Annotated in this window: 22 protein-coding genes; 5 read left to right on the top strand and 17 right to left on the bottom strand. The window is 67.3% G+C overall.

The genetic code is table 11. The features are described 5' to 3' along the window. Positions 1–2: 2 nt before the first annotated feature. The 13 genes from F7R26_RS05280 to F7R26_RS05340 all read right to left on the bottom strand — a co-directional run bounded on the left by F7R26_RS05280 (position 3) and on the right by F7R26_RS05340 (position 12,079). Positions 3–773, bottom strand: a complete 771-nt coding sequence (locus F7R26_RS05280) for a 2-keto-4-pentenoate hydratase (protein WP_150986248.1) — start codon at positions 771–773, stop codon at positions 3–5. Next, entirely contained in the window at positions 770–1,888 is a 1,119-nt protein-coding gene (gene dmpG, locus F7R26_RS05285; protein ID WP_150986247.1) for a 4-hydroxy-2-oxovalerate aldolase, read from the bottom strand. Before dmpG ends, F7R26_RS05280 begins: the two co-directional genes overlap by 4 nt. Then, positions 1,885–2,850, bottom strand: a complete 966-nt coding sequence (locus F7R26_RS05290; protein ID WP_150986246.1) for an acetaldehyde dehydrogenase (acetylating) — start codon at positions 2,848–2,850, stop codon at positions 1,885–1,887. The genes dmpG and F7R26_RS05290 overlap by 4 nt, the downstream gene beginning before the upstream one ends. Positions 2,851–2,852: 2 nt before the next feature. Beyond that, positions 2,853–3,686, bottom strand: coding sequence for a 2-keto-4-pentenoate hydratase (locus F7R26_RS05295; protein ID WP_150986245.1), 834 nt, complete (start codon positions 3,684–3,686; stop codon positions 2,853–2,855). Positions 3,687–3,689: 3 nt separating this feature from the next. Continuing rightward, positions 3,690–5,159 carry a 2-hydroxymuconic semialdehyde dehydrogenase gene (locus F7R26_RS05300; RefSeq protein ID WP_150986244.1) on the bottom strand — a complete coding sequence of 490 codons (1,470 nt, stop codon included), beginning with the start codon at positions 5,157–5,159 and terminating at the stop codon, positions 3,690–3,692. A gap of 153 nt (positions 5,160–5,312) precedes the next feature. Next, on the bottom strand, positions 5,313–6,281 hold the full coding sequence (locus tag F7R26_RS05305) for a LysR substrate-binding domain-containing protein (RefSeq protein WP_150986243.1): 969 nt from the start codon (positions 6,279–6,281) through the stop codon (positions 5,313–5,315). 137 nt (positions 6,282–6,418) lie between these two features. Continuing rightward, positions 6,419–7,507, bottom strand: coding sequence for a Bug family tripartite tricarboxylate transporter substrate binding protein (locus F7R26_RS05310; protein ID WP_241754428.1), 1,089 nt, complete (start codon positions 7,505–7,507; stop codon positions 6,419–6,421). A gap of 69 nt (positions 7,508–7,576) precedes the next feature. Further along, on the bottom strand, positions 7,577–8,161 hold the full coding sequence (locus F7R26_RS05315) for a malonic semialdehyde reductase (RefSeq protein ID WP_150986242.1): 585 nt from the start codon (positions 8,159–8,161) through the stop codon (positions 7,577–7,579). Then, positions 8,158–8,571, bottom strand: coding sequence for a RidA family protein (locus F7R26_RS05320; RefSeq protein ID WP_150986241.1), 414 nt, complete (start codon positions 8,569–8,571; stop codon positions 8,158–8,160). The genes F7R26_RS05315 and F7R26_RS05320 overlap by 4 nt, the downstream gene beginning before the upstream one ends. Continuing rightward, entirely contained in the window at positions 8,568–9,482 is a 915-nt protein-coding gene (locus F7R26_RS05325; protein WP_150986240.1) for a dihydrodipicolinate synthase family protein, read from the bottom strand. The genes F7R26_RS05320 and F7R26_RS05325 overlap by 4 nt, the downstream gene beginning before the upstream one ends. A 26-nt stretch (positions 9,483–9,508) precedes the next feature. Beyond that, positions 9,509–10,468, bottom strand: a complete 960-nt coding sequence (locus F7R26_RS05330) for an alpha/beta hydrolase (protein ID WP_150986239.1) — start codon at positions 10,466–10,468, stop codon at positions 9,509–9,511. Then, a complete protein-coding gene (locus F7R26_RS05335; RefSeq protein ID WP_150986238.1) occupies positions 10,465–11,058 on the bottom strand; it encodes a VOC family protein in 594 nt (197 codons plus the stop codon). The genes F7R26_RS05330 and F7R26_RS05335 overlap by 4 nt, the downstream gene beginning before the upstream one ends. 82 nt (positions 11,059–11,140) lie before the next feature. After that, a complete protein-coding gene (locus F7R26_RS05340; RefSeq protein WP_150986237.1) occupies positions 11,141–12,079 on the bottom strand; it encodes a fumarylacetoacetate hydrolase family protein in 939 nt (312 codons plus the stop codon). A 180-nt stretch (positions 12,080–12,259) separates the two neighbouring features. Here F7R26_RS05340 and F7R26_RS05345 point away from each other — a divergent pair, with 180 nt between their 5' ends. Continuing rightward, positions 12,260–13,210, top strand: a complete 951-nt coding sequence (locus F7R26_RS05345) for an NAD(P)-dependent oxidoreductase (protein WP_150986236.1) — start codon at positions 12,260–12,262, stop codon at positions 13,208–13,210. Between the two features lie 51 nt (positions 13,211–13,261). On the opposite strand, the gene F7R26_RS05350 is transcribed toward F7R26_RS05345, so the two are convergent. Beyond that, the gene (locus tag F7R26_RS05350) at positions 13,262–13,735 is read right to left on the bottom strand and encodes a VOC family protein (RefSeq protein WP_150986235.1); all 474 of its coding nucleotides are present in this window, start codon (positions 13,733–13,735) and stop codon (positions 13,262–13,264) included. Between the two features lie 248 nt (positions 13,736–13,983). On the opposite strand from F7R26_RS05350, the gene F7R26_RS05355 reads away from it, so the two are divergent. Next, complete coding sequence (locus F7R26_RS05355; protein ID WP_241754429.1) at positions 13,984–14,652, top strand: GntR family transcriptional regulator; 669 nt, start codon at positions 13,984–13,986, stop codon at positions 14,650–14,652. A gap of 90 nt (positions 14,653–14,742) precedes the next feature. Here the strand turns inward: F7R26_RS05355 and F7R26_RS05360 are convergent, their stop codons facing one another. After that, on the bottom strand, positions 14,743–15,882 hold the full coding sequence (locus tag F7R26_RS05360) for a porin (RefSeq protein ID WP_150986233.1): 1,140 nt from the start codon (positions 15,880–15,882) through the stop codon (positions 14,743–14,745). A gap of 610 nt (positions 15,883–16,492) precedes the next feature. On the opposite strand from F7R26_RS05360, the gene F7R26_RS05365 reads away from it, so the two are divergent. Further along, positions 16,493–17,560: a porin gene (locus tag F7R26_RS05365; RefSeq protein ID WP_241754430.1), complete on the top strand. Its 1,068-nt coding sequence runs from the start codon at positions 16,493–16,495 to the stop codon at positions 17,558–17,560. Between the two features lie 89 nt (positions 17,561–17,649). After that, on the top strand, positions 17,650–19,491 hold the full coding sequence (locus F7R26_RS05370; RefSeq protein WP_241754431.1) for an LVIVD repeat-containing protein: 1,842 nt from the start codon (positions 17,650–17,652) through the stop codon (positions 19,489–19,491). A 72-nt stretch (positions 19,492–19,563) separates the two neighbouring features. On the opposite strand, the gene F7R26_RS05375 is transcribed toward F7R26_RS05370, so the two are convergent. Together F7R26_RS05375 and pepN are read right to left on the bottom strand one after the other, a co-directional pair. Beyond that, entirely contained in the window at positions 19,564–20,580 is a 1,017-nt protein-coding gene (locus F7R26_RS05375) for a class 1 fructose-bisphosphatase (protein WP_150986232.1), read from the bottom strand. A gap of 135 nt (positions 20,581–20,715) precedes the next feature. Beyond that, positions 20,716–23,415: an aminopeptidase N gene (pepN, locus tag F7R26_RS05380; RefSeq protein ID WP_150986231.1), complete on the bottom strand. Its 2,700-nt coding sequence runs from the start codon at positions 23,413–23,415 to the stop codon at positions 20,716–20,718. Positions 23,416–23,745: 330 nt separating this feature from the next. Here pepN and F7R26_RS05385 point away from each other — a divergent pair, with 330 nt between their 5' ends. Beyond that, positions 23,746–24,372 carry a DUF4136 domain-containing protein gene (locus F7R26_RS05385; RefSeq protein WP_150986330.1) on the top strand — a complete coding sequence of 209 codons (627 nt, stop codon included), beginning with the start codon at positions 23,746–23,748 and terminating at the stop codon, positions 24,370–24,372. Positions 24,373–24,463 lie beyond the last annotated feature (91 nt).

Below are 24,463 nucleotides of genomic sequence, written 5' to 3' on the forward strand. Positions count from 1 at the left end.
GGTCAGCGTGTGCTCAGTTCGACTTGCCCCAGCCCGCTCACGCGGGTGCGTACGTGGCAGCCGGGACGCAGCGGCTCGGCCGCGGTGGCAGCGCCGGCCATGATCAGCGAGCCGGCCGGCAGCACCATGCCGGCCTGCGCCAGCAGTTGCGAGGCCTGCACCAGCGCGCGCAGCGGGTTGCCGAGGATGGCCGCGGTAGTGCCGAGCTGCGCCGGGCGGCCGTCGATCTCGAGCTGCACGCCGCGGTTGGCCAGCGCGCAGTCCGGGCGCGACCACGGTCCCACCACCAGCGCGGCGGACGAGCAGTTGTCGGCGACGACGTCGGCCAGCGAGAACTTGAAGTTGCGATAACGCGAGTCGATGATCTCCATGGCCGGGGCCACCGCCTCGATGTAGCCGCCGGTATCGAGCAAGGTGAGCGGGCCGGCGATATCGCGCGATGTCAGGAAGCACACCTCGGGCTCGATGCGCGGATGGATAAAGGCATCGAGCGCGAGCGCGGCGCCTTCCTCGCACAGCATGGCATCGGTGAGCTGGCCCCAGATGAGGCTGTCCACGCCCATCTGGACCATCTTGGCGCGGCTGGTGAAGCCGAGCTTGATGCCGAGCGGTTGCTCGCCGCGCGCGTGGCGCAGCGCGATGGCGCCGGCCTGGATGGCGTAGGCGTCATCGATGGAAAAGGGCGTGGCGCCGCCCAGCGGGTCGATGGCTTCACGCTGGCGCGCGGCGCCGTCGAGGCGGGTGGCGTACCGGGTAATCTGATCGGCAATCATGCGGCACTCGCGATCGGGTTGTTGGTGGGGGCGGCGGTGGGATGGGCGCCGGGATGGGCGCCGGGATGCGCGGGATCGCGCTGGCGCAACAGGTCCAGCGCCACGTCCACGATCATGTCTTCCTGTCCGCCGACCATGCGGCGGCGTCCGAGCTCGACCAGGATGTCGACGGTGGCGATGCCGTAGCGCGCGGAGGCAGCCTCGGCGTGGCGCAGGAAGCTGGAGTACACACCGGCATAGCCAAGCGCCAGCGTTTCGCGATCGACGCGCACGGGGCGGTCCTGCAGCGGGCGAACCAGGTCGTCCGCCGCGTCCATCAGCGCGTAGAGGTCGGTGCCGTGCGCAATGCCCGCGCGGTCGATCGCCGCGATGAAGACCTCCAGCGGCGCGTTGCCCGCCCCCGCGCCCATGCCGGCGAGCGAGGCGTCCACGCGGTCGCAGCCGTGCTCCAGCGCCACCATGGAATTGGCCACGCCAAGCGACAGGTTGTGGTGAGCGTGCATGCCGGTCTCGGTGGCGGGATCGAGCACTTGCTTGAACGCATCGAAGCGCTCGGCCACGTCGCGCATCGACAGCGCGCCGCCGGAGTCCACCACGTACACGCACTGCGCGCCGTAGGATTCCATCAGCCTGGCTTGCTGCGCCAGCGCCGCCGGCGTGGTCATGTGCGACATCATCAGGAAGCCCACGGTATCCATGCCGAGCTTGCGCGCGTACTCGATATGCTGGCGCGAGATGTCGGCCTCGGTGCAGTGGGTGGCGACGCGCACGGTACGCGCGCCGGCGTCGTAGGCCGCGCGCAGGTCGTGGATGGTGCCGATGCCGGGCAGCAGCAGCGTGGCCACGCGTGCGTGCTTGAGTTCCGCCGCCACCGCGGCGATCCATTCGAGATCGGTGTGCGCGCCAAAGCCGTAGTTGAAGCTCGAGCCGTTGAGGCCGTCGCCGTGGGCCACCTCGATGCTGTCCACGCGTGCGGCGTCCAGCGCGCGGGCAATGGCCACGGCTTGCGGCAGGCTGTATTGATGGCGGATGGCGTGCATGCCGTCGCGCAGCGTCACGTCCGACACATGGACTTTCTTCACGGTCTTGCCTGCGGGATGTGGTGCTGCTGTCATTGGGTTGCTCCTTGCGCACGGGCCAGCTTGTGCTCGGCCACGCGCTCGGCGGCGGCCAGCGCGGCGGACGTCATGATGTCGAGATTGCCTGCGTAGGCGGGCAGGTAGTGCGCGGCGCCTTCCACCTCCAGGAACACCGAGACCTTGAGGCCGGCCAGGCCGCCGATGCCCGGCAGCGTGAGCGGGTGCGCCGGGTCGATGCGCTCGAACTGGACTTGCTGCTTGAGCCGGTAACCGGGCACATAGGCGGCCACCTGCGCCACCATGCGCTCGACCGCGGCGCGGATGGCGTCCTGGTCGGCATCGCCCGCGGTCAGGCAGAACACCGTGTCGCGCATCAGCAGCGGGGGCTCCGCCGGGTTCAGCACGATGATGGCCTTGCCGTGCGCGGCGCCGCCCACTTCCACGATCGCGTTGGCGGTGGTCTCGGTGAACTCGTCGATATTGGCACGCGTGCCCGGGCCGGCCGAGCGGCTGGCGATGGACGCGACAATTTCGGCGTAGCGCACCGGCGCCACTTGCGACACGGCGCGCACGATGGGAATCGTGGCCTGCCCGCCGCAGGTGACCATATTGAGGTTGGGCGCGTTGAGGTGGGCGTCCAGGTTGACCACCGGCACCACATAGGGGCCGATTGCCGCCGGGGTGAGGTCGATTACCTGGATGCCGTGCTTCTGCAGCACGGCGTTGTGATGCATATGGGCGCCGGCCGAAGTGGCATCGAAGGCCACGCGGATGTCCGCGAAGCCGGGCATGCCGAGCAGCCCTTCGATACCTTCATGCGTGGTGGGCACGCCGAGGCGCTGCGCGCGGGCGAGGCCGTCGGAGGCGGCGTCGATGCCGACCATGGCGCCAACTTCCAGATGCCGGCCGTGGCGCAGGATCTTGATCATCAGGTCGGTGCCGATATTGCCGGAGCCGATGATGGCTGCGCGCAGGCGCGTGCGGGATGGCTTGCTCATGCTCATGCGCAGGGCTCCTTGCTGGCCGGGGCGAAGCGGGTGGACAGGCGTCCCAGCCCTTCGATCTCCAGGTCGAAGACGTCACCGGCGACAACCGGCACCATCGGGCCCAGCGCGCCGGTCATGACGATGTCGCCGGCTTGCAGCGGACGGCCCACGCGCACCATGGTGTCGGCCAGCCACAATGCGGCGTGCAACGGATTGCCCAGGCAGGCGGCGCCGGTGCCGAGCGAGAGCTGTTCGCCACGGCGCTCCATCACCATGCCGCAGCCGATGAGGTCCAGGTCCGCCAGCTTGACGGGGCGCGAGCCGAGCGCGAACAGGCCGCTGGATGCGTTGTCGGCAATCGTGTCGGCCAGGCGGATATCCCAGTTGGCCACGCGGCTGCCGACGATCTCCGCAGCGGGCAGGGCGTAGGCGGTAGCGCGGATCAGGTCGGCGATGGTGTGGCGCTCATGCGCAAGCGGATGCGCCAGCACCAGCGCGATCTCGGCTTCGATCTTGGGCTGCAGCACGCGGCGCAGGTCGATCTCCTCGCCCTCGGCCACGGCCATGTCGGCGAACAGCATGCCGAAATCCGGCTCGCCCACGCCCAGCTGCTGTTGCACGGCGCGCGAGGTCAGGCCGATCTTGCGGCCCACCAGGCGGCGGCCTGCGGCGAGCCAGCGCTGCGTGTTGATCTCCTGCACCTGATAGGCGGCCTGTGGATCGGTTTCGCCGATCAGCGTGCGCACCGGCGCGCACGGCGCATGGCCGGCATGCGCCTGCCACAGCAGGTCGGCGGCCGTGCGGATGGCGGCGCCGGCGTTGGATGGTTGTCGGGTCTCGTTCGTCATGGCTCAGAGCTTGATGCAGATGTTCGCCACTTCCGAATAGAAGTCGAGCGAGTGGCGGCCGCCTTCGCGGCCCAGGCCCGAGAGGCCGACGCCGCCGAAGGGCGTGCGCAGGTCACGCAGGTACCAGGTGTTGACCCAGGTCAGGCCCACGCGCACCTGGCGCGCTACGCGGTGGGCGCGTGTCAGGTTGGTGGTCCACAGCGCGCAGGCCAGGCCGTAGGCGCTGTCGTTGACGCGGGCCACGACTTCGGCTTCGCTGTCGAACGGCGCGATATGGCAGACCGGGCCGAAGATTTCCTCGGTGACGCAGCGCGCGCTGTCGGGCAGGCCGGTCCAGATGGTGGGTGTCACGTATGCGCCTTCGTCGCGCGCATCGCCGAACACCGGCACCTTGCCGCCGCAGACCACGGTGGCGCCTTCTTCCACCGCGAGGCGGAAATACGACTCCACCTTGTCGCGGTGGCCGCGCGAGATCAACGGGCCCATGTCCACGCCATCATCGCCGGGGTAGCCGAGCTTGAGCGCTTGCGTGCGCGCCTTGAGCGCCGCCACGAAGGCATCGAAGATCGGCCGCTCGACAAATACGCGCTCGGAGCACAGGCAAACCTGGCCGGCGTTGGTAAAGGACGAGCGCAGCACGCCCGCCACCGCGGCGTCGAAATCGGCGTCGGCGAACACAACCGCGGCGTTCTTGCCGCCGAGCTCGAAGGAGATTTCCTTCACGCCGTCGGCCACCGCTCGCATGATGGTGCTGCCAGTCCTGGACTCGCCCGTGAACGTGATGGCGTCGATGCCGTCGTGGCGGGTGAGGAACTCGCCGGTGGAGCCGCCGCCGAAGCCGTGCAGCAGGTTGAACACGCCAGGCGGCACGCCGGCCTCGTGGATGACCTCGGCCAGCAGCGCGGCGGAGGCCGGGGTCTCTTCCGAGGGCTTGGCCACCACGGTGTTGCCGCACGCGAGCGCGGGCGCCACCTTCCAGGTCAGCAGCAGCAGCGGCAGGTTCCACGGCGAGATGATGCCGACCACGCCCACGGGCTTGCGCACGGTGTAGTTGAGCGCGCCCGCGCCGTCCGCCGTGGGCGTCTCGTACAGTTCGTTGCCGGCGGTCTTGGCGAGGTCGGCGAAGGTGCGGAAGTTGGTGACGGCGCGCGCTACGTCCAGCGTGCGGGCCTGGTGCTCGGGGCGGCCGGTGTCTTCCACCTCGGCGGCCACGAAGGCGTCGAAGCGGGCTTCGATGCCGTCGGCGATGCGGTGCAGCAGCGCGGCGCGCTGTTGTACGTCGAGTTGTCCCCAGGGGCCGTGCAGCGCGCGCCGCGCGGCTTGCACGGCGCGGTCCACGAGCGCCGCATCGGCTTCGCACACGTTGGCGACAAGGTGGCCATCGACCGGGCAGGTGTCGGGAAAAGTGCCGGCGCTGGCGACGAACTCGCCGTCGATATAGTGCCGGATGAGTGGAATGTTTTGCTTGGGCACGGGTTGGTCTCCGTGCTGCGCGGGGTGGGGGAAGGGTGCGCAGCGAGGACCAGTATATGGAGCGCCCCCCGGCCTTGCATAATGAAGAAGACGGCCCCAGGTATTCCAAAATGGCATGTCAGGAAGGGGCCAGGGTGGCCGGCTTCGGGGCGCTCAGCGCTCTTGCGACAGTGCGGCGGCTTCGCGCAGGCAGGCGATGAAGTGCGCGGCGGCGGGTGCCGGCGCGCGGTCCGTGCGCACCGAATAGCCGATGGTGCCAAAGCGCCCGATATCGCCCAGGTCGAGGATGGCCAGCAGCCCGAGGCGCACAAAATGATCGGCCACGTCGCGCGCCATCAGGCCGATGGCACCGAGATCCTGCATCAGCCCGATATTGGTCAGCAGCGAGAGCGACTCCACCAGGTTGGCGGGCACCTGCAGGCCGGCGTCGAGGAACATGCGCTCGGCTGCCAGGCGCGCGGGAGATTCGTTCAGCGGGAGGATCCACGGATGCGTGGCCAGTTCGGCCAGGCGCAGGCCTGCGCTGGTGGCCAGCGGGTTGTCGCGGGCCACCACCACGCACATCGCGGTGTCGTACAGCGCGGTGTGCGTGAGCGCGAACATGCGGGCAAGCGGCAGGTCGCTCTCCGGCAGGCGGCCGATGACCAGATCCAGCTCGCCGGTGGCAAGGGCGGGGAAGAGGCGGTCGGTGGGGGCTTCGCGCACCGTCACCAGGATGCCAGGGCGGCGCGTCTTCATCAGCGCGATGGTGCGCGGCAGCAGCCGCGCCGAGGCGGAGATCAGCGTGCCGACGATGACGTTGCCGGTGTCGCCCGAGCGGAAGCTGTTGAGCTCGTCGGTGAGGTAGCGCAGCTCGGCGATGACGGACTTCACGCGCTCGCCCAGCAGCAGGCCGTAGCTGGTGGGCACCACGCCGCGGTTGGTGCGCTCGAACAAGGGGACTTCGAGGTCTTCTTCCAGTTCCTGGATCGCCTTGGTGACGGCGGGCTGGGTCAGGCTCAGCTCACGCGCCGCCCGCACGATGGAGCCGGACTGCAGCACGCGATCGAAGATCAGCAGGGGCTTGAGCTTGAGGCGGCGCAGCATCACGTCGCTCAAGGTAACGGTGGGACGGCTGGACATGAGGCACATTGCTTTGACCGCCTGGTGGGGCGGAAGACCATGCGCCGATTATAGGGGGGGCGCCGGTGCCGCCATATTGAGGTTTACCGCCGGCGCGGCTCGGGGGCCGCGCCGGTGTGCCTGTCACCGCTGGTCGCTTACTCCGGCTGGATGCCGGCCGCTTCGATCACCGGCTTCCACTTCTTCTGGTCCTGCTTGATGCGCTGCGCGAATGCCTCGCGCGTCTCACCCAGCGGGATGATGCCGGCCTTCTCCAGGTGCGCGCGGAAATCCGGCTCGGCGATGATCTTCTTCGCCTCGGCGCCAATCTTGTCCACGATCTCCGGCGGCATCTTCGACGGGCCGACCAGGCCGTTCCACGTATCCACCTGGTGGCCGGGATAGCTCTCGGCGATGGTGGGCAGCGACGGCAGCTGCGGCAGCCGCTTGTCGCTGGATACGGCGAGCAGGCTGAGCTTGCCGGTGCCCGCGTACGGCATCACCTCGGACACGCTGGCGCTGTACAGGTCGATCTGGCCGGCCAGCACATCGGCCAGCGCCGGCGCGCCGCCGCGGTACGGCACCATGGTGGCTTGCACGCCGGCGCGGCTCAGGAACAGCAGCGCGGAGAGCTGGGTCAGGCCGCCGTTGCCGGCGTGGCCTACGTTGAGCTTGCCGGGGTTCTCCTTGCCATAGCGCACCAGGTCCGCCACGGTCTTGAAGTTGTGCCGGGTGCTGGCGGCAAGGATGAAGGGGTTGCCGCCGACGTTGACGATAGGCACGAAGTCTCGCACCGGGTCGTAGCGGATCTTGTTGGTCATCGGGGCGGTGACGATCTGCGTCATCGTCGACATGAACAGCACATAGCCGTCGGCCGGTGCGCGCGCGACATACTCCGCTGCGATCAGGCCACCGGCGCCACCGCGGTTGTCCACCACGAAGGGCTTGCCAAAGGTCCTGCCCAGGCGCTCCGCCAGCAAGCGCGCAATCATGTCGGTGTTGCCGCCGGGGGCAAACGGGACCACGATGGTGACCGGACGCGCGGGCCAGGGTTCCTGCGCGTGGACCAGCGCGGGCAGCGCGGCCGCGAAGGCGAGTGCCAGGCTTGCGGCAAGGCGGCCGCCGAGTTTGCCAGCGATGCGCTTGCACGTTTTCGCCGTGCTGGCGGTTGGCGTTGGCTGCGCGATCGGCAGCGCGCCCGCTGCCTTTTGCGTCCATGTGCGGTGGACGCTGTGTGTCTTCATCATGTGTCTCCTCCGTGGTGATTGCCGGCGTTCTTCGCTGGGGGAAGCGCCGCGCGCATTGTGTTCGGAAATCTACTCGATGCGGCAGGCCTGCCCAAACGCGAGCCGGGGCAGCCGTGGGAACAGGCGCGCAGGGTCGCCGCGGCCGAGGTTGCACAGGAAGTTGACGCGCCAGCGGCCATCGGGGAAGAAGGCCTGGTTGACGGCCCCGGCGTCGAAGCCCGAGAGCGGCCCGCAGTCGAGCCCCAGCGCGCGGGCGGCCAGGATCAGGTAGCCGCCCTGCATGGAGCTGTTGCGCATCGCGGTCTCCTGCGCCAAGGCCGCGTTGGCGGCGAACATCTCGTACATCGCCGGGCGGTGCGGGAACAGGGCCTCGGCCAGCGCATGGAACTGCGTGTCGTAGGCAACGATGGCGGTGACCGGCGCCTGCATGACCTTGTCCACATTGGCGGGCGCGAGCGCCGGCAAGAGCTTGGCCTTGGCCTCGGGCGAGCGCGCGAACACCAGCCGCATCGGGCAGCAGTTGGCGCTGGTCGGGCCTTGGCGTACGAGCGCGTACAGGCGCTCCAGCGTGGCGTCGTCGATGCTGTCCTCAAGCCAGCCGTTGTGGCTGCGGGCCGCCATGAACAGGGTGTCGAGCGTGGCGGTGTCGATCATGCGGCCTCCTCCTCGCGCCATGCGGTGGCGGTGATCTCCACGCGCATGTCGGGGTGGGGCAGCGCGGCCACCGCCAGGCATGTGCGCGTGGGCACGGCGGCGGGGAAGTGGCGCGCGTAGGCGGCGTTGAAGGTGTCGTAGTCGGCCATGTCGATGAGGTAGCAGGTCATGGCCACGCAATCGGCCAGGCCCATGCCCTCGCTGGCGAGCGCACGCTCGATCTTGCCCAGCACGCAGTCGGTCTGCGCGGCAACGTCGTACACGCGCGTGCCGTCGGCGGCCATGCTGACGCCGGCGCAGCCATCGGCCGTGCGCGCGCTCATGCCGCTGACATGCACATGCCGCCCGGCGCGGCGGCTGGCCGTGTAGCGCGCCAGCGGTGGCGGGTCCTGCTGCACCGGCGCGCTCATGCTGGCAGCGCCACGCCGCGCAGTGCCGGCATGGCGGTGGCCATGGCTTGCGAGAGCTGCAGGGCGGCATCGGCCGCGAGCGGCACCAGCGGCGGGCGCACGTGGCGCCAGCCCGCATCGCCCGCCAGCAGCGACAAGGTGTGCTTGACGGCAGCCACCATCGGGAAGCGCTCCGCGGCCTTGCGCACGGCGGTGATGCTGTCGTTCAGGCGCGCGGCCTCGGTCACTGAGCCATAGGCCAGCGCGATATCGCGCGCGTTGATGTTGTTGGTGGCGGAGATGCAGCCGGCGGCGCCCAGCGCCAGGCTGCGCAGCATCAGGATTTCCGAGGCGGGGAAGATCGACAGGGTGGGGAAGCGCTCCAGCATCGCCACCACGTTGTCCCAGTCGCCGCTGCTGTCCTTCACGCCGGCGATCTGCGCGGGAAAGGCCGCCACCAGCCGCTCGATCAAGGGCAAGGTGATGGGCACGCCCGACATGGCGGGAATGTGATACAGCACGACGCGCAGCGCGGGATCGTCCACGCGCTCGATCAGTTCGCGGTAGTAGGCGAACACGCCGTCCTCCTGCACGTTCTTGAAGAAGAACGGCGGCAGCACCAGCACGCCCGCGCAGCCGCGGTCGATGGCATGGCGGGTCAACGCCACGGCGTCGCCAATGGCGCAGCAGCCGGTGCCGACCAGCACGCGCTCACCCGGGATGCCGGCATCGATCACGGCATCGACCAGCGCCATGCGCTCCTCGAAGGTCTCCGAGCAGGCTTCGCTATTGGTGCCGGAAATCGCCACGCCGGCGCCGTCGGCCACGAGGCGCTGGCAGTGCGCGACGAAGGCCGGCAGGTTGATCGAGAGATCGTCATTGAAAGGCGTGACCACGGGCGCGAACACGCCGCGCAGTTTGTCTGCTGCCATGGGAAAGTCTCCTGTCTTGTTGTTGGTTATTTCGAGGCGGCGCGTTGCGTGACGACGGTACCGATGAAGTCGCTCAGCGCATCGGCCAGCGCGGTATCCGCGCTGCCGAGATGCGCCACCACGGAGGTATGGTTGTGGTGCGGCACCTGGACCACGCGCGGCGCGCGCCGCTGCGCCTCGGCGACGCGCGCGGCGTACTGCAGGGCGTAGAGGTCGAGGTAGGGGTTCTCATGCTCGGCGAACACCACCATCAGCGGCACCGTCAGCCGCTGCGCAAACGCCATCGGCGCACGTTGCTGCTGCTGCGCGCTGTCCGCGCCGTAGTAGGCGATGACGCCGCCGGCGTTGGGATTGTCCGGCAACGTGTCGGCCTGCAGGCGCGCGCTGACCAGCACCGCGCCAGCCACGCCCGCGGCCTTGCCATCGAACAGCGGATCGCTCAATGCGCTGGCCACGTGGCTGCCGCCGGCCGAATGGCCGATGAGCACGATACGCCGCGCGTCACCGCCGTAGGCGCCCACCGACGCGCGCAGCCATGCCAGCGCCGCCACCACATCCTGCGCGCCGGCGGGATAGGGCGCCTGCGGCGCAAGCCGGTATTCCAGGTTCACGCCGACATAGCCCAGCCGTGCGAACAGGCGCGGCACGTTGGCGTAGATGTAGGGGCTGGCGTCCTTGTTGCCACGCAGGAAGGCGCCGCCGTGCACGAACACCACCACGGGCAGCGTGCTGGCCGGCGTGGCATCGGGCGGCAGGTAAAGATCGAGCAGCTGGCGCGGATCGCCGCCGTAGGCCAGGCCGTCCACGCGCCGCACGCCATCGGCGGGCAGCGCCGCGTGAACGGCGTCATAGATCTCGCAGACCTGCTTGCGGTTGCCCTGGATATCGCGCGCCCAGTCACGCCCCAGCGCGCGCATGGCATCGCGCTGCGCGGGCGACAGGCCTGGCAGGCGCTGGCCACCTGGCGGGCTGGCACCCTGGCTCATGCCGCATCTCCGGCTTGCGGGTCCGCGGGCTGGTCTTCGTCCTTGGCCGGCTGCTTGCCATGCTTGGCGGCGAGCATGGCGGCGGGTGGGGTCACGACGAAGTGCGCCAGGCGATGGCGGTCGAAGGATTCGAGGTTGCGTTCCCAGGTTTGCGGCTCGTGCTCGGTATCGGTGGCGATGCGCTCCATGTCGGTGTAGATCTCGACGTTGTTGCCGTCCGGGTCCTTGAACACCAGGAACCAGTTGCCGCCCGGCCCATGCTGGCCGATGCCGCGCTCGATCACCACGCCGTGGCTGCGCGCCACGTCCACCGCGCGCTTCATCTCGTCCAGAGACTCCACGTAGTAAGAGAAATGCTCCAGGCCCGGGCGCGTGTAGCGCGGCAGGTCGTCGCGCTCGGCGCTGTCCTCGGGCAGGCGCGAGAGTGCCAGGTCGTGGTGGTCCTCGCCGGCGCGCAGGAACACCATCTGGTCGGCGATGCGGTCCGAGACCTTGAGGCCCATCACTTCCGTATAGAAGCGGGTGGATCGTTCCAGGTCGCGCACCATCAGCACCAGGTGGCCCAGCTTGCGGGTACGTATCGGGTTCATGCCAGTCTCCTCCAGGTCGCCGTGGCGATGCGTGTGGGCGCAGTGTGCCTGCGCCGCGCGCGCATTGCCACGGCGGTGGTGTTCAACGCGCCGCCAGCGCCTCTAGCGCCACTGCGTTCTTGATCGAGCCAATGCCTTCGACCCAGGCCACCATGTTGTCGCCGGGTTTCAGGAACACGCCGCGTCCCATGCCGACGCCATCCGGCGTGCCGGTGGCGATCAGGTCGCCCGGCTGCAGCGTCAGGATGCGCGACAGGTAGGCGATCTGCTCGGCCACGGAGAAGATCATTTGCGAGGTATTGCCGTCCTGCATGGTTTCACCGTTCACGGTTAGCGACATGCGCAGGTTCTGCGGGTCGGCGATGCAGCCCGCCGGCACCACCCACGGGCCCATGGGGCCGAAGGTATCGAAGCTTTTGCCGCGGAACCAGTCGTGGGTGAAGGGATAGTCGGTGCGGCGGTTGAGGTCGCGCGCGCTGATGTCGTTGAACACGGTATAGCCGGCAATGACCGATAGCGCGTCTTCCACCGAAACGTGGCGGCAGCGCTGGCCGATCACCACGCCAAGTTCCACTTCCCAGTCGAGCTTGGCGGTTTCCGGCGGCATCAGCACGGTCGCGCCGGTGGGGATCACGCTGGTTTCCGCCTTCATGAAGGCATAAGGCTGGCTCTCGCTGCGCGCTGCCAGCTTGGTGCCCATCTCATCGGCGTGGTCGTAGAAGTTCGACGCCACGCCAAAGATGCGGCCCGGCTGGTAGGGCACGGCGTAGGTGGCGGCCGCATCCACGGCGGCGAGCTTGCCGCGGGTTGCCAGTTGTGCCGCGCGGCCGGCCATGTCGGCCAGCAAGGGTGCGTGTTGGACCCACTGGGCAAACACCTGGTTCATGTCGCGGGGCAGGCTGGCGGGATCGATCTCGCACGCACGTCCGAGCGCGGCCAGGTCATACAGGGTATCTGCGACTACCAGGCCGGCGCGCTTGTCGCCGGCGAGTTCATAGGTTGCGAGGCTGTGCCAGTTCACCTTGTCTCCTTGTCATTTGTGTTCAGGGTGACGGAGTGCATGGAATGCATCGTTTTTCATTGCCATGCAATTTCGTCTATGTGAATACTTTAAGTGTTACGTGTATACACGTCAACGCCTTCGTGATAATTTTGTTCAACACCGCTTCCAGGCGGATTCGATGACGGAGGAGAAAGGAAGATGGCTGGCGGATTGCATGGCAAACAGCAGGTACTGGTGTTGACGCGACTGGCGCTGGACGCCGCGTGGCTGGCGGCGCAGGCGCCGCGCTATCGCTTCATGGCGTGGAGCGAGGCCGACGATGGTGCGCGTGCCGGCGCGCGCGCCGTGCTGACCAATGGCTCGACCGGCTTGTCGGCCGCGGAGCTGGCGGCGCTGCCGGCGCTGGAGCTGGTGGCGAGTTTCGGTGCTGGCTACGAGAACATCGACCTGGCCGCGGCAAGGGCGCGCGGCGTGCGCGTGTGCCACGCCCCCGACACCAATAGCCAGGTAGTGGCCGACCACGCGCTCACCCTGATGCTGGCGCTGTCGCGCGGGATTGCCGCGCTCGATCGTGGCGTCAAGTCAGGCCAGTGGGAAAGCCTGCGCGCGCCGCGCCCGGGCGTGCGCGGCAAGACGCTGGGCATCGTCGGGCTGGGCAATATCGGCGGCAAGCTGGCCGTGCTGGCGCAGGCCATGGGCATGCAGGTGGCCTACCTGCGGCGCAGCGCGCCGGCCGCAGGGCACTACACGCCGTATGCCGATCCGATCGCGCTGGCGGCCGCAAGCGATGTGCTCGCGCTGACCTGTCCTGGCGGCGCGGCCACGCATCATCTGGTCGATGCGGCGGTGCTGCGCGCGCTGGGGCCGCGCGGCCTGCTGGTGAACGTGGCGCGTGGCAGCGTGGTGGATACGGCAGCGCTGGTCGACGCGCTGGCGCGCGGGGAAATCGCCGGTGCCGCGCTCGATGTCATCGAGACGGAGCCATTGGTGCCGGCGGCCTTGCGCGAGATGGACCAGGTCATTCTGACACCGCACCTGGCCGGCCGCTCCCCCGAAACACGGGTGGCGCAGCACACGGCGCTGGCGGGCAATCTGGATGGATGGTTCCTGCGCGGCGAGCCGGCGCATCCGGTGGCATTGCCAGCCTGAACGCGTCCCCGCGGCGCGGGGACGCAAACGTCCAAGGTTGCGGCGAAGCGCTTACAGGCCTTCGCGATCCGCCTTGAGGTCCGGGTTGCGCAGCGCCGGGCCGGCGTCGCCGCCGCTGCCTTCCTTGGACGCGCCGCCCCAGCCGTGATCGGTCAGGTCGATGATGATGTCATGCGGGTCGCGGTACTTCACCTCGTAGAAGATGTTGCCCTTGACCGGCACTTCGCCCATGTAATAGCGGCCACCTGCTTCTTCCACGGTCTTGCGCGCCTCGGCGATGTCGTCGACCCACACGCCGATATGGTGCAGGCCGACGAAGTCCTTGCCACGCTCCTCTCCGGCCGCCTCGTCGCTTTTGTAGTTCAACAGCGCAATGCTCATGGTCCCGTCCGTCAGGTAGACGCCGCGCGCGAGCGAGGAGTCGGTCTCGCCGACTTTGCGAAAGCCGAACGCCTTTTGGTAGAACTCGGCCGCGGCCCAGGGATCGGGGACGGACAGGGCGATGTGGCGCAGTTTGCTGGTCATGTTTGTGCTCCTCGTTTGGCGATTGATTATCGGCACGGCGTCATTGCCGTTAGTCTATATGTATACACGCAATGCAAAGTGTATTCAATAGATGTTATCAGGAACATTTTTGGTGCGTCTTGATAAGGTCAAGGGTGCGCCGCGTATAATTGCGCCCATATCCCGGGCAACGGCTGCTTTGCGACGCCCCAAACCGGGGGCTTGCCATGCCGAGCGCTTCGATCAAGGACCAGGACACAAGGACAACAGTGACCACCACCATTGCCGCCCAAATCAGCCAGAAGCTTGCCGATGAAATCATCGCTGGCACCTTGCCTCCCGGCGAGAGGCTCGAGGAACCCGCGCTGGCGGAGCGCTTCCAGGTGTCGCGCACGCCGGTGCGCGAGGCGCTGCGCCTGCTGGACGCGCGCGGGCTGATCGAGCTCGTGCCGCGGCGCGGCGGCGTGGTGGCCAATGTGGGCGCCGCGCAGCTGGCCGATATGCTGGAGGCGCTGTGCGAGCTGGAGTCGCTGTGCTGCCGCATCGCCACGCAGCGCATGAGCGCCATGCAGCGCCGCCAGCTGGAACTGCTGCACGAGCAGACCGAGGCGGTGGGCGAGCGCCGCGATGCGCAGGCGTATCTGGAGCTCAACCACCGCTTCCACCAACTGATCTGCCAGGGCACGCAGAACGAGACGCTGATGGCCGCGGTCGAGAACCTGCGCGACCGGCTGGCACCGTTCCGTGCGGCGCAGTCCGGCGTGGAGCGCCGCTTCGAGACCTCGCACCGGGAGCACCAGAAGATCGTCGAGGCGATTCTCGCGGGCCAGCCTGAGGAGGCCTACCTGGCGATGCGCAGCCACACGACGCGCCTCACGCTCAATGTGATGGAGCTGATCGAGGCGCAGCGCGCCGACGGTGCGGCCAAGCGCAACTAGGCACAGCCAGGCCAGCACCACAGGCAGCAGAAAGGGCGCACCGCATCGTGCGCCCTTTCTTTATGCAAGACGGCCGCGCGCGGCCTTGCTTCAGAACTTATGCGTGATCCCCAGCCCCACGCCGGTGGCGGAGTCGCCCGGTTTCAGGCCGGGCACGGAATTGCCGGAGAGGTTGTAGCGCGCCGTCGCGTGGTTCACCAGGCGCGTCCATGCCGCCCACAGTTCGGTCCGCTTCGACAGCGTGTACCCGTAGCCCAGCGAAACCTGCCAGGCGCCGGAATCCGTGCCCGGCAGGCCGATGCCGCCTACCGCCGCCGTGCTGCTGCCGTGGGCGTTGCCGCCCGAGGTGTACGACGCGCGGAACTCATGCGCGCCGATGGCATGCGTTGCCGCGACCTGCCACGCATCGCGCCGCACCGATTGGCCCGGCGCCGGTTCGTAGGAGAGCCGTTCGTAGGCGCCGCGCAGCTTGGTGCCGCCAAAGGCGTACACCACGCCGAGCCGGTCCGCATGGTCGCGCGAGCCGTTGTAGAAGTAGTCGCCGTGATACTCGTGCCCCCACGCCACGTACCAGCTCTTATCCTCATAGGACAGCAGGCCGGACCAGGCGATCGGGTTGGTGGTGGGGGTGCGGTCCTCGGGCATCGACAGGGCCAGCCGTCCAGAGACGCCGCCCCAGTGCGGCGTGCTGTATTGCACCAGGTTTTTCTGGCGACGGTCGAACGATTCCGGCGCGGCACCGTTGGCGCCCGTGGTGAAACCGTTGCCCATGATGGAGTTCGAGGCAAAGATGCCCGCGGTAAACGGGTCCACCTTGTACACGGAGACATAGCGCAGCGGCATTTCCCACTGCCCCATCAGGATCTGGCCCCAGGGGCTGCGCAAGCCTACGCCGGTATTGCGGTCACCGATCTGCGACGTGCCGGTGCCATCCATGCGCAGGTTGGTCTCGATCTGGAAGAAGGCCTCCAGCCCGCCGCCAAGCGACTCGCGGCCGCGAAAACCCAGCACTGACAGATCGTTCGACAGGCGCGACACCGAAGCGGTACGGCCGTTGCCCGAGAGCCGCACCTGTTCCACGTTTTCCTTGATGAAGCCGTAGATCTGCACGCTGTCGCTCTGTGCCCGGGCGAGCTCGGGAAACGCACCGGCAAGGGCGGCCAGCGCGGGCAGGGCGGCGAAACGAGAGATGGCGCGCGCGGCGCGCCGGCCAGGGCAGGGCGTGGTCATGGTGTCTCCTTATTGTTGAAGTACAAATACTATCCGTTTGTAAACATACTGTAATATGTGTATACACTTAGTGGAAAGTGAGTGCAAAAGAGATAAAAGTGTGCCGTGAGGCGCATGGTTCGCGCGTAGCGCTATCGACGCGATGACGGCGGCATGGCTGTGGGCAGGGCTGTGGCACGTAAGAAGAGAAAAGAAAGCGCGGAAAGAGAAAGGAGAGGGCGAAGCAAGCAGGGGAGCAAGCCGGCAGATCAGCGTTTGCGCCGGACCCGGGCGAGTGTCATTCGCACTCGCCGGAGCGTGCCGGCGCAACGTCGTTTTTTCAGCGTAAACGAGGCTGTTTTCTCATCGCATGAGGGCGGTGCGGAGGCGCTCGTTCCGCAGTTTCCGGCCATAAATTAAAGGCATCCCGGAGGCGGAATATTTCATTTTCGCCGCATGCCAGCCCTCTCCATACTGCGGCTGAACACTGCGCAAGAAAGGCCCCAAACAAGCGGGTCGCGCATGACCAGGGCACCGGCAAGAGCCAGCCGGTGCAGCCAGCGCCCATGCACGCATGCCCATAGGCAAGTGCAGCGCGACGGCCAACCACAAAAGAGGAAGAGGAGAGGAAATGAGAAGAGCTGACAAGGTGTCGTATGCCCGGGCCATGGTGTCCTGCGCGCTGGCGATGGGGGGCGCGCAGGTCTGTGCCGAGGAGTCCTGGGTCCGGCTCTCAGGCTTCGTCGACATCAGCGTGGAGCGCCTCGCGCAGTCGGGCAAGGGGGGCTCGGTGTATCGCGTGTCCAGCGGCCAACTGAGTTCGTCGCGGATCAACTTCAGCGGGCAGGAAGTGCTCAGCAGCGACCTGAAGGCCATCTTCACCTACGAGCCGCAATTCTCGGCCGATACCGGCACGGCGGCGGCGCAGGCGCGCCAGTCGTTTGTCGGGCTGCACAGCAACAATTTCGGCGTACTGACCATGGGTCGCCAGAACACGCCGTCATACTGGATCGCCGGCTATGCAGACCCGAGCTTCTCGGCCGATTACAGCATGGTCAGCAACATGCAGTTCTTCTACGCGGCCTACCGTGTGGACAATGCGATCCAGTACAACACGCCGCGCTTCTATGGCTTCATGGGACGCTTCATGGTGACCACCGGCCTGGAGGACACCACGCGCGCCGGCCGCTACCTCAGTACCGGCATCGAGTACCGCGACGACAAGCTCTACGCGGGCTTCGTCAGCGACCTGCGCTATACGCGCAATATCAACAACGCCGGCAGCGTGCCTTCGGCGCGCGACAACTACGCCTCGCTGGCCTACAAGTTCGGCGATTTCGAGCCAACGCTGGTTTACCACACCTACAACGGCTACTACGCGTATCCGCCCTATGCGGACTTCCAGTCCAAGGGCTGGGATATCCAGATCGGCGCGCGCTACAGGCTCAATCCATCGAACCGTTTCTACGCCAGCTTCGTCCATCGCAAGGACGACAACAACACCAAGCTGTCGGACGCCAACGGCTTCGTGCTGGGCTACATCTACAGCCTGTCCAAGCGCAGCGAGATCTACGCCACGTACGCCCACGTGCAGCACAAGCATGACAGCCCGATCCGCTATCCGGTCACGTTCTCCGCCTCGCCCACCAGCCAGCAGAACCCGTCCGGCGTGGCCATCGGCATTCGCCACGCGTTTTGAGCGCCCGGCCCGGACAGGGTGGCCAGGACCGTACCGCTGTCCGCCGGGGTGCGCCCTGCGATGCGCGCAGACCGCGGCGGGCGACGACATTGTTGAGACAAAAGGAGGAAGCCATGCTTCGAATCAGAACGTTCAGATCAGTCCTGGCAACAGGTGCAGCTTCGGCGGCCATATTGATGATGGCCTGCGCAAACGCGGACACCGTGCCGGCCACGGCGGCGCCTGGGGCCCCCGCAACGCAGGGAACGCCGGCAACACCGGGCACGCCCAATGTTCAGGATCCCTATCTCGCCGCCTGGCTGCGGCTGACACCCGATCGCTCGCCCGCGCCCCTCAAGCCCGGTGTCGACTACGGGATGGATCCGGCCACCGGACAGTTCGTCTGGCCGAAAGCCACGCCCGAAGTGCACCAGGGCCAGCGCTTCCCCGGTGAAATGACCACTTGGGACAAGAAGAGCTTTGCCAAGAACGTGGAGGTCCTGGCCTTCTATCCTGCCGTTGGCTCACCCTTCCATGCCTGGAACAACATTGCCGACTTCGAGGGGCGCCGCTACCTCTACATTCATGACCGGGACTATCTGCGGATCATGGACATCACCGATCCCGCCCATGGCAAGGTGGTCTATTCCAAGGGCGGTGTCTGGGGACCGAAAGGGTCGAGCGAGAAATACGATCCGCGCAACGTCGACGACTACCTGGGCGGCGCGACCATTGCCTGGAGCAAGACACTGGGCAAGCCGGTGCTCGTCGCGTCGTTTGAAATCGGGCGCTATGGCCTGATGACGGACAAGACCCAGCAGCCGGACCAGGTCGCGGCGCAGCGTCGCTACAATTCGCTGAAGGGGTTCAAGGTCTTCGCCATGGATGGTCCGCTGCCAAGCCAGTGGCGGCTGCTGGCAACCCGCACCACCGACTACAAGCACCCCGATGCGCCGATCGGGCAACAGCAGGGGTCCGGGTCGCTGGATTCGCCTGAATACCATGGCGGCAAGTACATGATCCTGGCGTCGGCGCCGGATGACACGTATGGCCTGACCGAGTATCCCAATTATCTTTACTCGCCCGGTTATCAGGTCTGGGACATGTCCGATCCCGCGAATCCGACCTTTGTTTCGCAGATCTCGGTGCCGGGGCAGATCCTCGGCAACGAAGCCCATGAGCAGGCTTACCTGATGAATCAACGGGCCGGCAACCGTACCTCGTGGATGGGCGCGCGCATTCCCATCTTCCTGCCCAAGCCATTGGAGGACGGTGGCAAGATCGGCTTCGGCGCGATGGGTGGCCTCGGTCTCTATTCGTTCGACCTTTCCGACCCGGCAAAGCCCAAGGTGCTCGGCAACGTCAATACGCCGCCCAGCTTCGCCGGTACCGAGTACGACAACGCCGATGTCAGCCAGTACGCGCGCACGGGCTATGTCCTGACCGGCGGCTATCCGATGAACCGCGATTGCTATGAGCCATACAAGGATATTTTCGTCATCGACGCGCGCGATCCGTCGCACTTGAAGGTGGCCGGAAAGCTGCCGCAGCCGGAGGTGCCGCAGGGGGCGTCATTCACGAGCTTCTGCCAGCGTGGCGGCAATTTCGGCCCGAAGCGCGCGAACTCCATCGGCCAGCCCGGCCAATGGCGTCAAGGCATCGTTCCCTATTCTTTCTACAATGCCGGCGTGCAGATTTTTGACGTCAGCCATCCGGAAAAGGCGACGATCGCCGGCTATTTCGTGCCTGCGCTGGCGGACGAGACGGAGTTGCCGAACTACACGCTCGGCAAAGGCGTGTTCGCGATCTACACCGAGTACGACCGCAATATCATCTGGGCCTTCACCGAGAACGGCGCCTACGCGTTGTCGACGCCCCTGCTTGGCAAGCCGGTCCTGGGCGCGTCCGCTACGCCCTGGCCATCGCGCAAAGTTGCCGCACGGGCGCAATAGATGTAATAGGCGCAATGGAAAAAGGGACGCCGCGGCGTCCCTTTTTCGTCGGATCGATGAAGCCGCCCGCGATCAGCCGGCCGCTTTCTCTTCCTGGTGGTAGCGGGTTGCGCGTTCCACTTCGTTCTTCGAGCCAAGGATCACCGACACGCGCTGGTGCAGCTTTTCCGGCTGGATGTCGAGAATGCGCTCATGGCCGTTGGTGGCCGCGCCGCCGGCTTGCTCGACCAGCATCGCCATGGGATTGGCTTCGTACATCAGGCGCAGCTTGCCGGGTTTTTCCGGCTCGCGCTTATCCCACGGGTACATGAAGATGCCGCCGCGCGTGAGGATGCGGTGTACGTCGGCCACCATCGAGGCGATCCAGCGCATGTTGAAGTTCTTGCCGCGCGGGCCTTCGTCGCCGGCCAGGCATTCGTCGATATAGCGGCGCACGGGCGGGGCCCAGTGGCGCATGTTGGACATGTTGATCGCGAATTCCTTGGTGTCTTCCGGGATCATCACGTCGGATTGCGTCAGCACAAAGCTGCCGGCTTCGCGGTCCAGCGTGAACATGTGCACGCCGTTGCCGACCGTCAGCACCAGCGTGGTCTGCGGGCCGTACACGGCGTAGCCGGCGGCGACCTGGCGGCTGCCGGCCTGCATGAAGTCGGCCTCGGTCACGGTCTGGCCCGGCTTGGGCATGTGCAGCACCGAGAAGATGGTGCCGATCGACACGTTCACGTCGATGTTGGACGAGCCGTCGAGCGGATCGAACAGCAGCAGGTATTCGCCCTTGGGATAGCGGTTCGGGATCTCGTAGAAGCTGTCCATTTCCTCGGACGCCATGGCGGCGAGGTGGCCGCCCCACTCATTGGCGTCGAGCAGGACTTCGTTGGCGATCACGTCCAGCTTTTGCTGGGTCTCGCCTTGCACGTTGCCGGTGCCTGCCGAGCCGAGGATGCCGGCGAGGGCGCCCTTGCTGACGGAGTTGGAAATGGCCTTGCAGGCGCGCGCCACCACTTCGATCAGGAGCCGCAGTTCGGGCTCGATCGTGTTGTGCTTGCGCTGCTCCTCGACCAGGTAGCGGGTGAGGCTGATGCGACTCATGGGGATTCTCCTTGAATGGCCGCAATTCTACATGGGCGCCAGCCCGCCAGGCCAATGCCACCGGCCTGTGGGGTACGCTCGGGCCGGCCGGGGCACGGGTGCTGCCAGCCGCGCTCCGGCCAGCCCGGCGCTGCCTTACGGCGCCAGCGCCTTGCTCACGATCTCGCGCACGTCGCGGGACAGCTCGCTGGCCGCCGCCACCTGTTCCAGCGCAGCGCGCATGCGGTCGCGCAGCGGCAGGGCGTACTTCTGCCAGCGATCCATCACCCGCGCCAGGCGGGACGCCACTTGCGGGTTGATGGCGTCCAGCGCCAGCACCTGCTCGGCCCAGAAGGCGTAGCCCGAGCCATCCTCGGCATGGAATTGGGCCGGGTTGGCCGCGCAGAAGCTGAAGATCAGCGAGCGCGCGCGGTTGGGGTTGCGCAGGTTGAAGGCGGGATGCTGCATCAGCGCGCGCACCGTGTCGATGGTGTGCTTGCCTTTGTGGCCGGCGCTTTGCGGCCCCACGGTGCCGCGCTGCGTGCCTTGCAGCGAGAACCATTTGTCGATCACCAGCGGGTCTTGCTCGAAGCGCTGGTAGAAATCGGCCAGCGCGGCCTCGCGGCCGGGGGCAAAGGTGTTGACCATGGCGCTGAGCGCGGCGAAGCGGTCCGTCATGTTGTCGGCGGCATTGTATTGCGCTTCGGCCAGCGCCTGCATGGCGGCGTCGCCGCTGTCGGCCAGGTAGCCCAGCGCCAGGTTGCGCAGCGCGCGCTTGCCGGCGGACACCGCATCGGGGCTGTAGGCACCCGGCGTGGCGTTGGCTTCGAACGCGGCCAGCCAGTCGGCCTTGAGCGCGCGCGCCAGCGCCTCGCGCATGAACTGGCGGGCGCGATGGATGGCGGCCGGATCGGCCACGCCCATGCGCTCGGCGAGGTAGGCCTCGGCCGGCAGCGTCAGGGCTTGTTCGCGGAAGGCGGGGCTGAGCTGCTGGTCGTTGAGCACGGTGCGCAGCGCGGCCACCAGCGCCGGGTCGAGCTGGAGCTCGCGGCCGGCCTGGCTCTGGGCCACCAGTTGCAGCAGCGCGCGCGTGGTCAGGCGCTGGCCGGCCTCCCAGCGGTTGAACGGATCGCTGTCGTGCGCGAGCAGGAAGGTCAGCTGCGCCTCGCTGTACTCGGCATCGATGATGACCGGCGCGGAGAAGTCGCGCAGCAGCGACGCCAGCGGCGGCTCGGCTGCGCGCGGCAGGTTGATGAAGCGGAAGGTCTGCTCGGCCTCGGTGAAATCCAGCACGCGCGTGGTGGCGCCGGGCTGGCTTTCCCCCTCGAGCTGCAGCGCAAGGTCGGCGCCGCTGGCGTCGATCAGGCCCAGTGCGAAGGGGATATGGAAGGGCAGCTTGTCCGGCGTGCCGGGGCGCGTCTCGATGCCGACTTTGGGACACGTTTGCGACAGCGTCAGCGCCAGGGTGCCGGTGGCCGCATCCCACGCGGTGCGCACGGCGACCACCGGCGTGCCGGCCTGGCTGTACCAGCGGCCGAACTGCGTCAGGTCGCGGCCATTGGCGTCGGCCATGGCGGCGCGGAAGTCGTCGCAGGTCACGGCCTGGCCGTCGTGGCGCTGGAAGTACAGGTCCATGCCCTTGCGGAAACCGTCGCGGCCTAGCAGGGTCTGGTACATGCGCACGACCTCGGCGCCTTTCTCGTACACCGTCACCGTGTAGAAGTTGTTGATTTCCTCGTAGCTGTCGGGGCGCACCGGATGCGCCATGGGGCCGGCATCCTCGGGGAACTGCACCTGGCGCAGCATGCGCACGTCCTCGATGCGCTTGACCGCGCGCCCGGATTCGGAGCCCATCATGTCGGCCGAGAATTCCTGGTCGCGGAACACCGTCAGGCCTTCCTTGAGCGAGAGCTGGAACCAGTCGCGGCAGGTCACGCGGTTGCCGGTCCAGTTGTGGAAGTACTCATGCCCGACCACGGATTCGATATTGCCGAAATCGGCATCGGTGGCGGTCTCGGCGTTGGCCAGCACGTACTTGGTGTTGAAGATGTTGAGGCCCTTGTTCTCCATCGCGCCCATGTTGAAGTCGCCCACGGCGACGATCATGAAGCGGTCGAGGTCCAGCTCCAGGCCAAAGCGCTGCTCGTCCCAGCGGATCGAGTGGATCAGCGAATCCATGGCATGGCGGGTCTTGGGCAGGTCTTGCGGCTCCACCCAGACCTGCAGCAATTTCTCCTTGCCGGAAGCGGACAGGATCCGCTCCTCGATGCATTCCAGCTTGCTGGCCACCAGTGCGAACAGGTAGGCGGGCTTCTTGAACGGGTCTTCCCAGATGGCCTCAAAGCGGCCGTCGGGCAGCTCGCGCTCGCTGATCAGGTTGCCGTTGGACAGCAGCACCGGGTAGGCCGCGCGCTGCGCGCGCAACGTGACCCGGAAGGTCGACATCACGTCGGGGCGGTCCAGGTAATAGGTAATCTTGCGGAAGCCCTCGGCTTCGCACTGGGTAAAGAAGTTGCCGTTGGAAACGTAGAGGCCGGACAGCGACGTGTTGGCGGCCGGCTGGCAGGCGGTGACGATTTCCAGCGTGCCTTGCGCGGGCAGCTCGGGCAGCGTCAGGCTGTCGGGCGTCTGCTGCGCGCCTTCCAGGGGCTTGCCGTCGAGGCGGACCCCGACGAGTTCCAGTGCCTCGCCGGCCAGCACCAGCGGGCCGGGTGCCTGGCGCGTGAAGCGCAGGATATTGGTGACCACCGTGCGCGCCGGGTCGAGCTCGAGGGTGAGGTCCACGTGCTCAAAAGCGAAGGCCGGCGGAGTATAGTCTTTGCGATGGACGGTAACGGGCGTGTCGGTGCGCAGCATGAAGGAATCCTGTCCTCTGAGGGCCACTTGGGGCGGCGTGGTCGCCATGGTCACGGCAGGCGGGCAGGGTGGGAGCCGCTGCCGGGCCGCATGCCATGGCACTGAAGAACCCATTGTAGCCAAGCGCGGGCGCCCCGGCTCGGGCGCGCGGCGCTGGTGGCCGATCGGGATGGAATTCCGCCGGCCCGGCACGGTCAGAGTCACACAATGGACAACGAATCGATGAGGGGCATGATGCCGAAACGATGGCTGGCAACGCTCGGGAAGCTGGTGAAGCTTGGCAAGGATTGGGGCCGGAAAGCCGGCGAAGGCTGGCGTGGCAGCCGCCTGATGGCGGGCGCGGCGCTGCTCGGCGTGGCGCTGCTGTCGGGCTGCGCCAGCACCGTCACCACCGAGGTGACGGCCTTCCGCCAGGGCGACTGGCAGAACGATCCGCCGCGCACCTATGCCTTCGATCGCACTGGCGGCCAGGAGACGCAGCTCGAGGACCAGACCTATGAGCAGTGGCTGGCGCAGGCGCTCTCCGGAGTCGGCTTCGAGCAGGTGGCCCGGCCACAGGCGCATTACCTGGTCAGCATGGAATACGACAGCAACTCGCGGCTGATGCGGATCCAGGAGACCAACTACGTCGACCCGTGGGGCCCCGGCTTTTATCCCGGCCCTTACTGGGGGCCTTACTACCGCCCCTGGGGCCCGTACGGCTGGGGTGGCCCGGGCTACTGGCCGCCGGTGACCACGGTGCGCGATGTGCCGGTCACCCAGTCCACGCTGCGCGTGTTCTTCAAGGATGCCGCCAGCGGCCGCCGGGTCTACCAGGTCACGGCGAACCACCGCGCGGAGGGGTCGTCCCTGCAGGCGGCGATGCCTTACCTGATCCGCAGCGCCTTCGTGCAGTTCCCGGCGGAGAGCGGCCGGCCAAGGCGGGTGACATTGCCACTGGACCCGAATGACAAGTAGCAGGTGGCAGGCAACAAGCAGGCAACAAGCAAGGCAACAAGCAAGGCATTGCCTGTGCGGCGGTAAAAACTGAATTGCCCGGCGAAAAGCC

Origin of the sequence: Cupriavidus basilensis, assembly GCF_008801925.2 — a bacterium.
Taxonomy (GTDB): domain Bacteria; phylum Pseudomonadota; class Gammaproteobacteria; order Burkholderiales; family Burkholderiaceae; genus Cupriavidus; species Cupriavidus basilensis.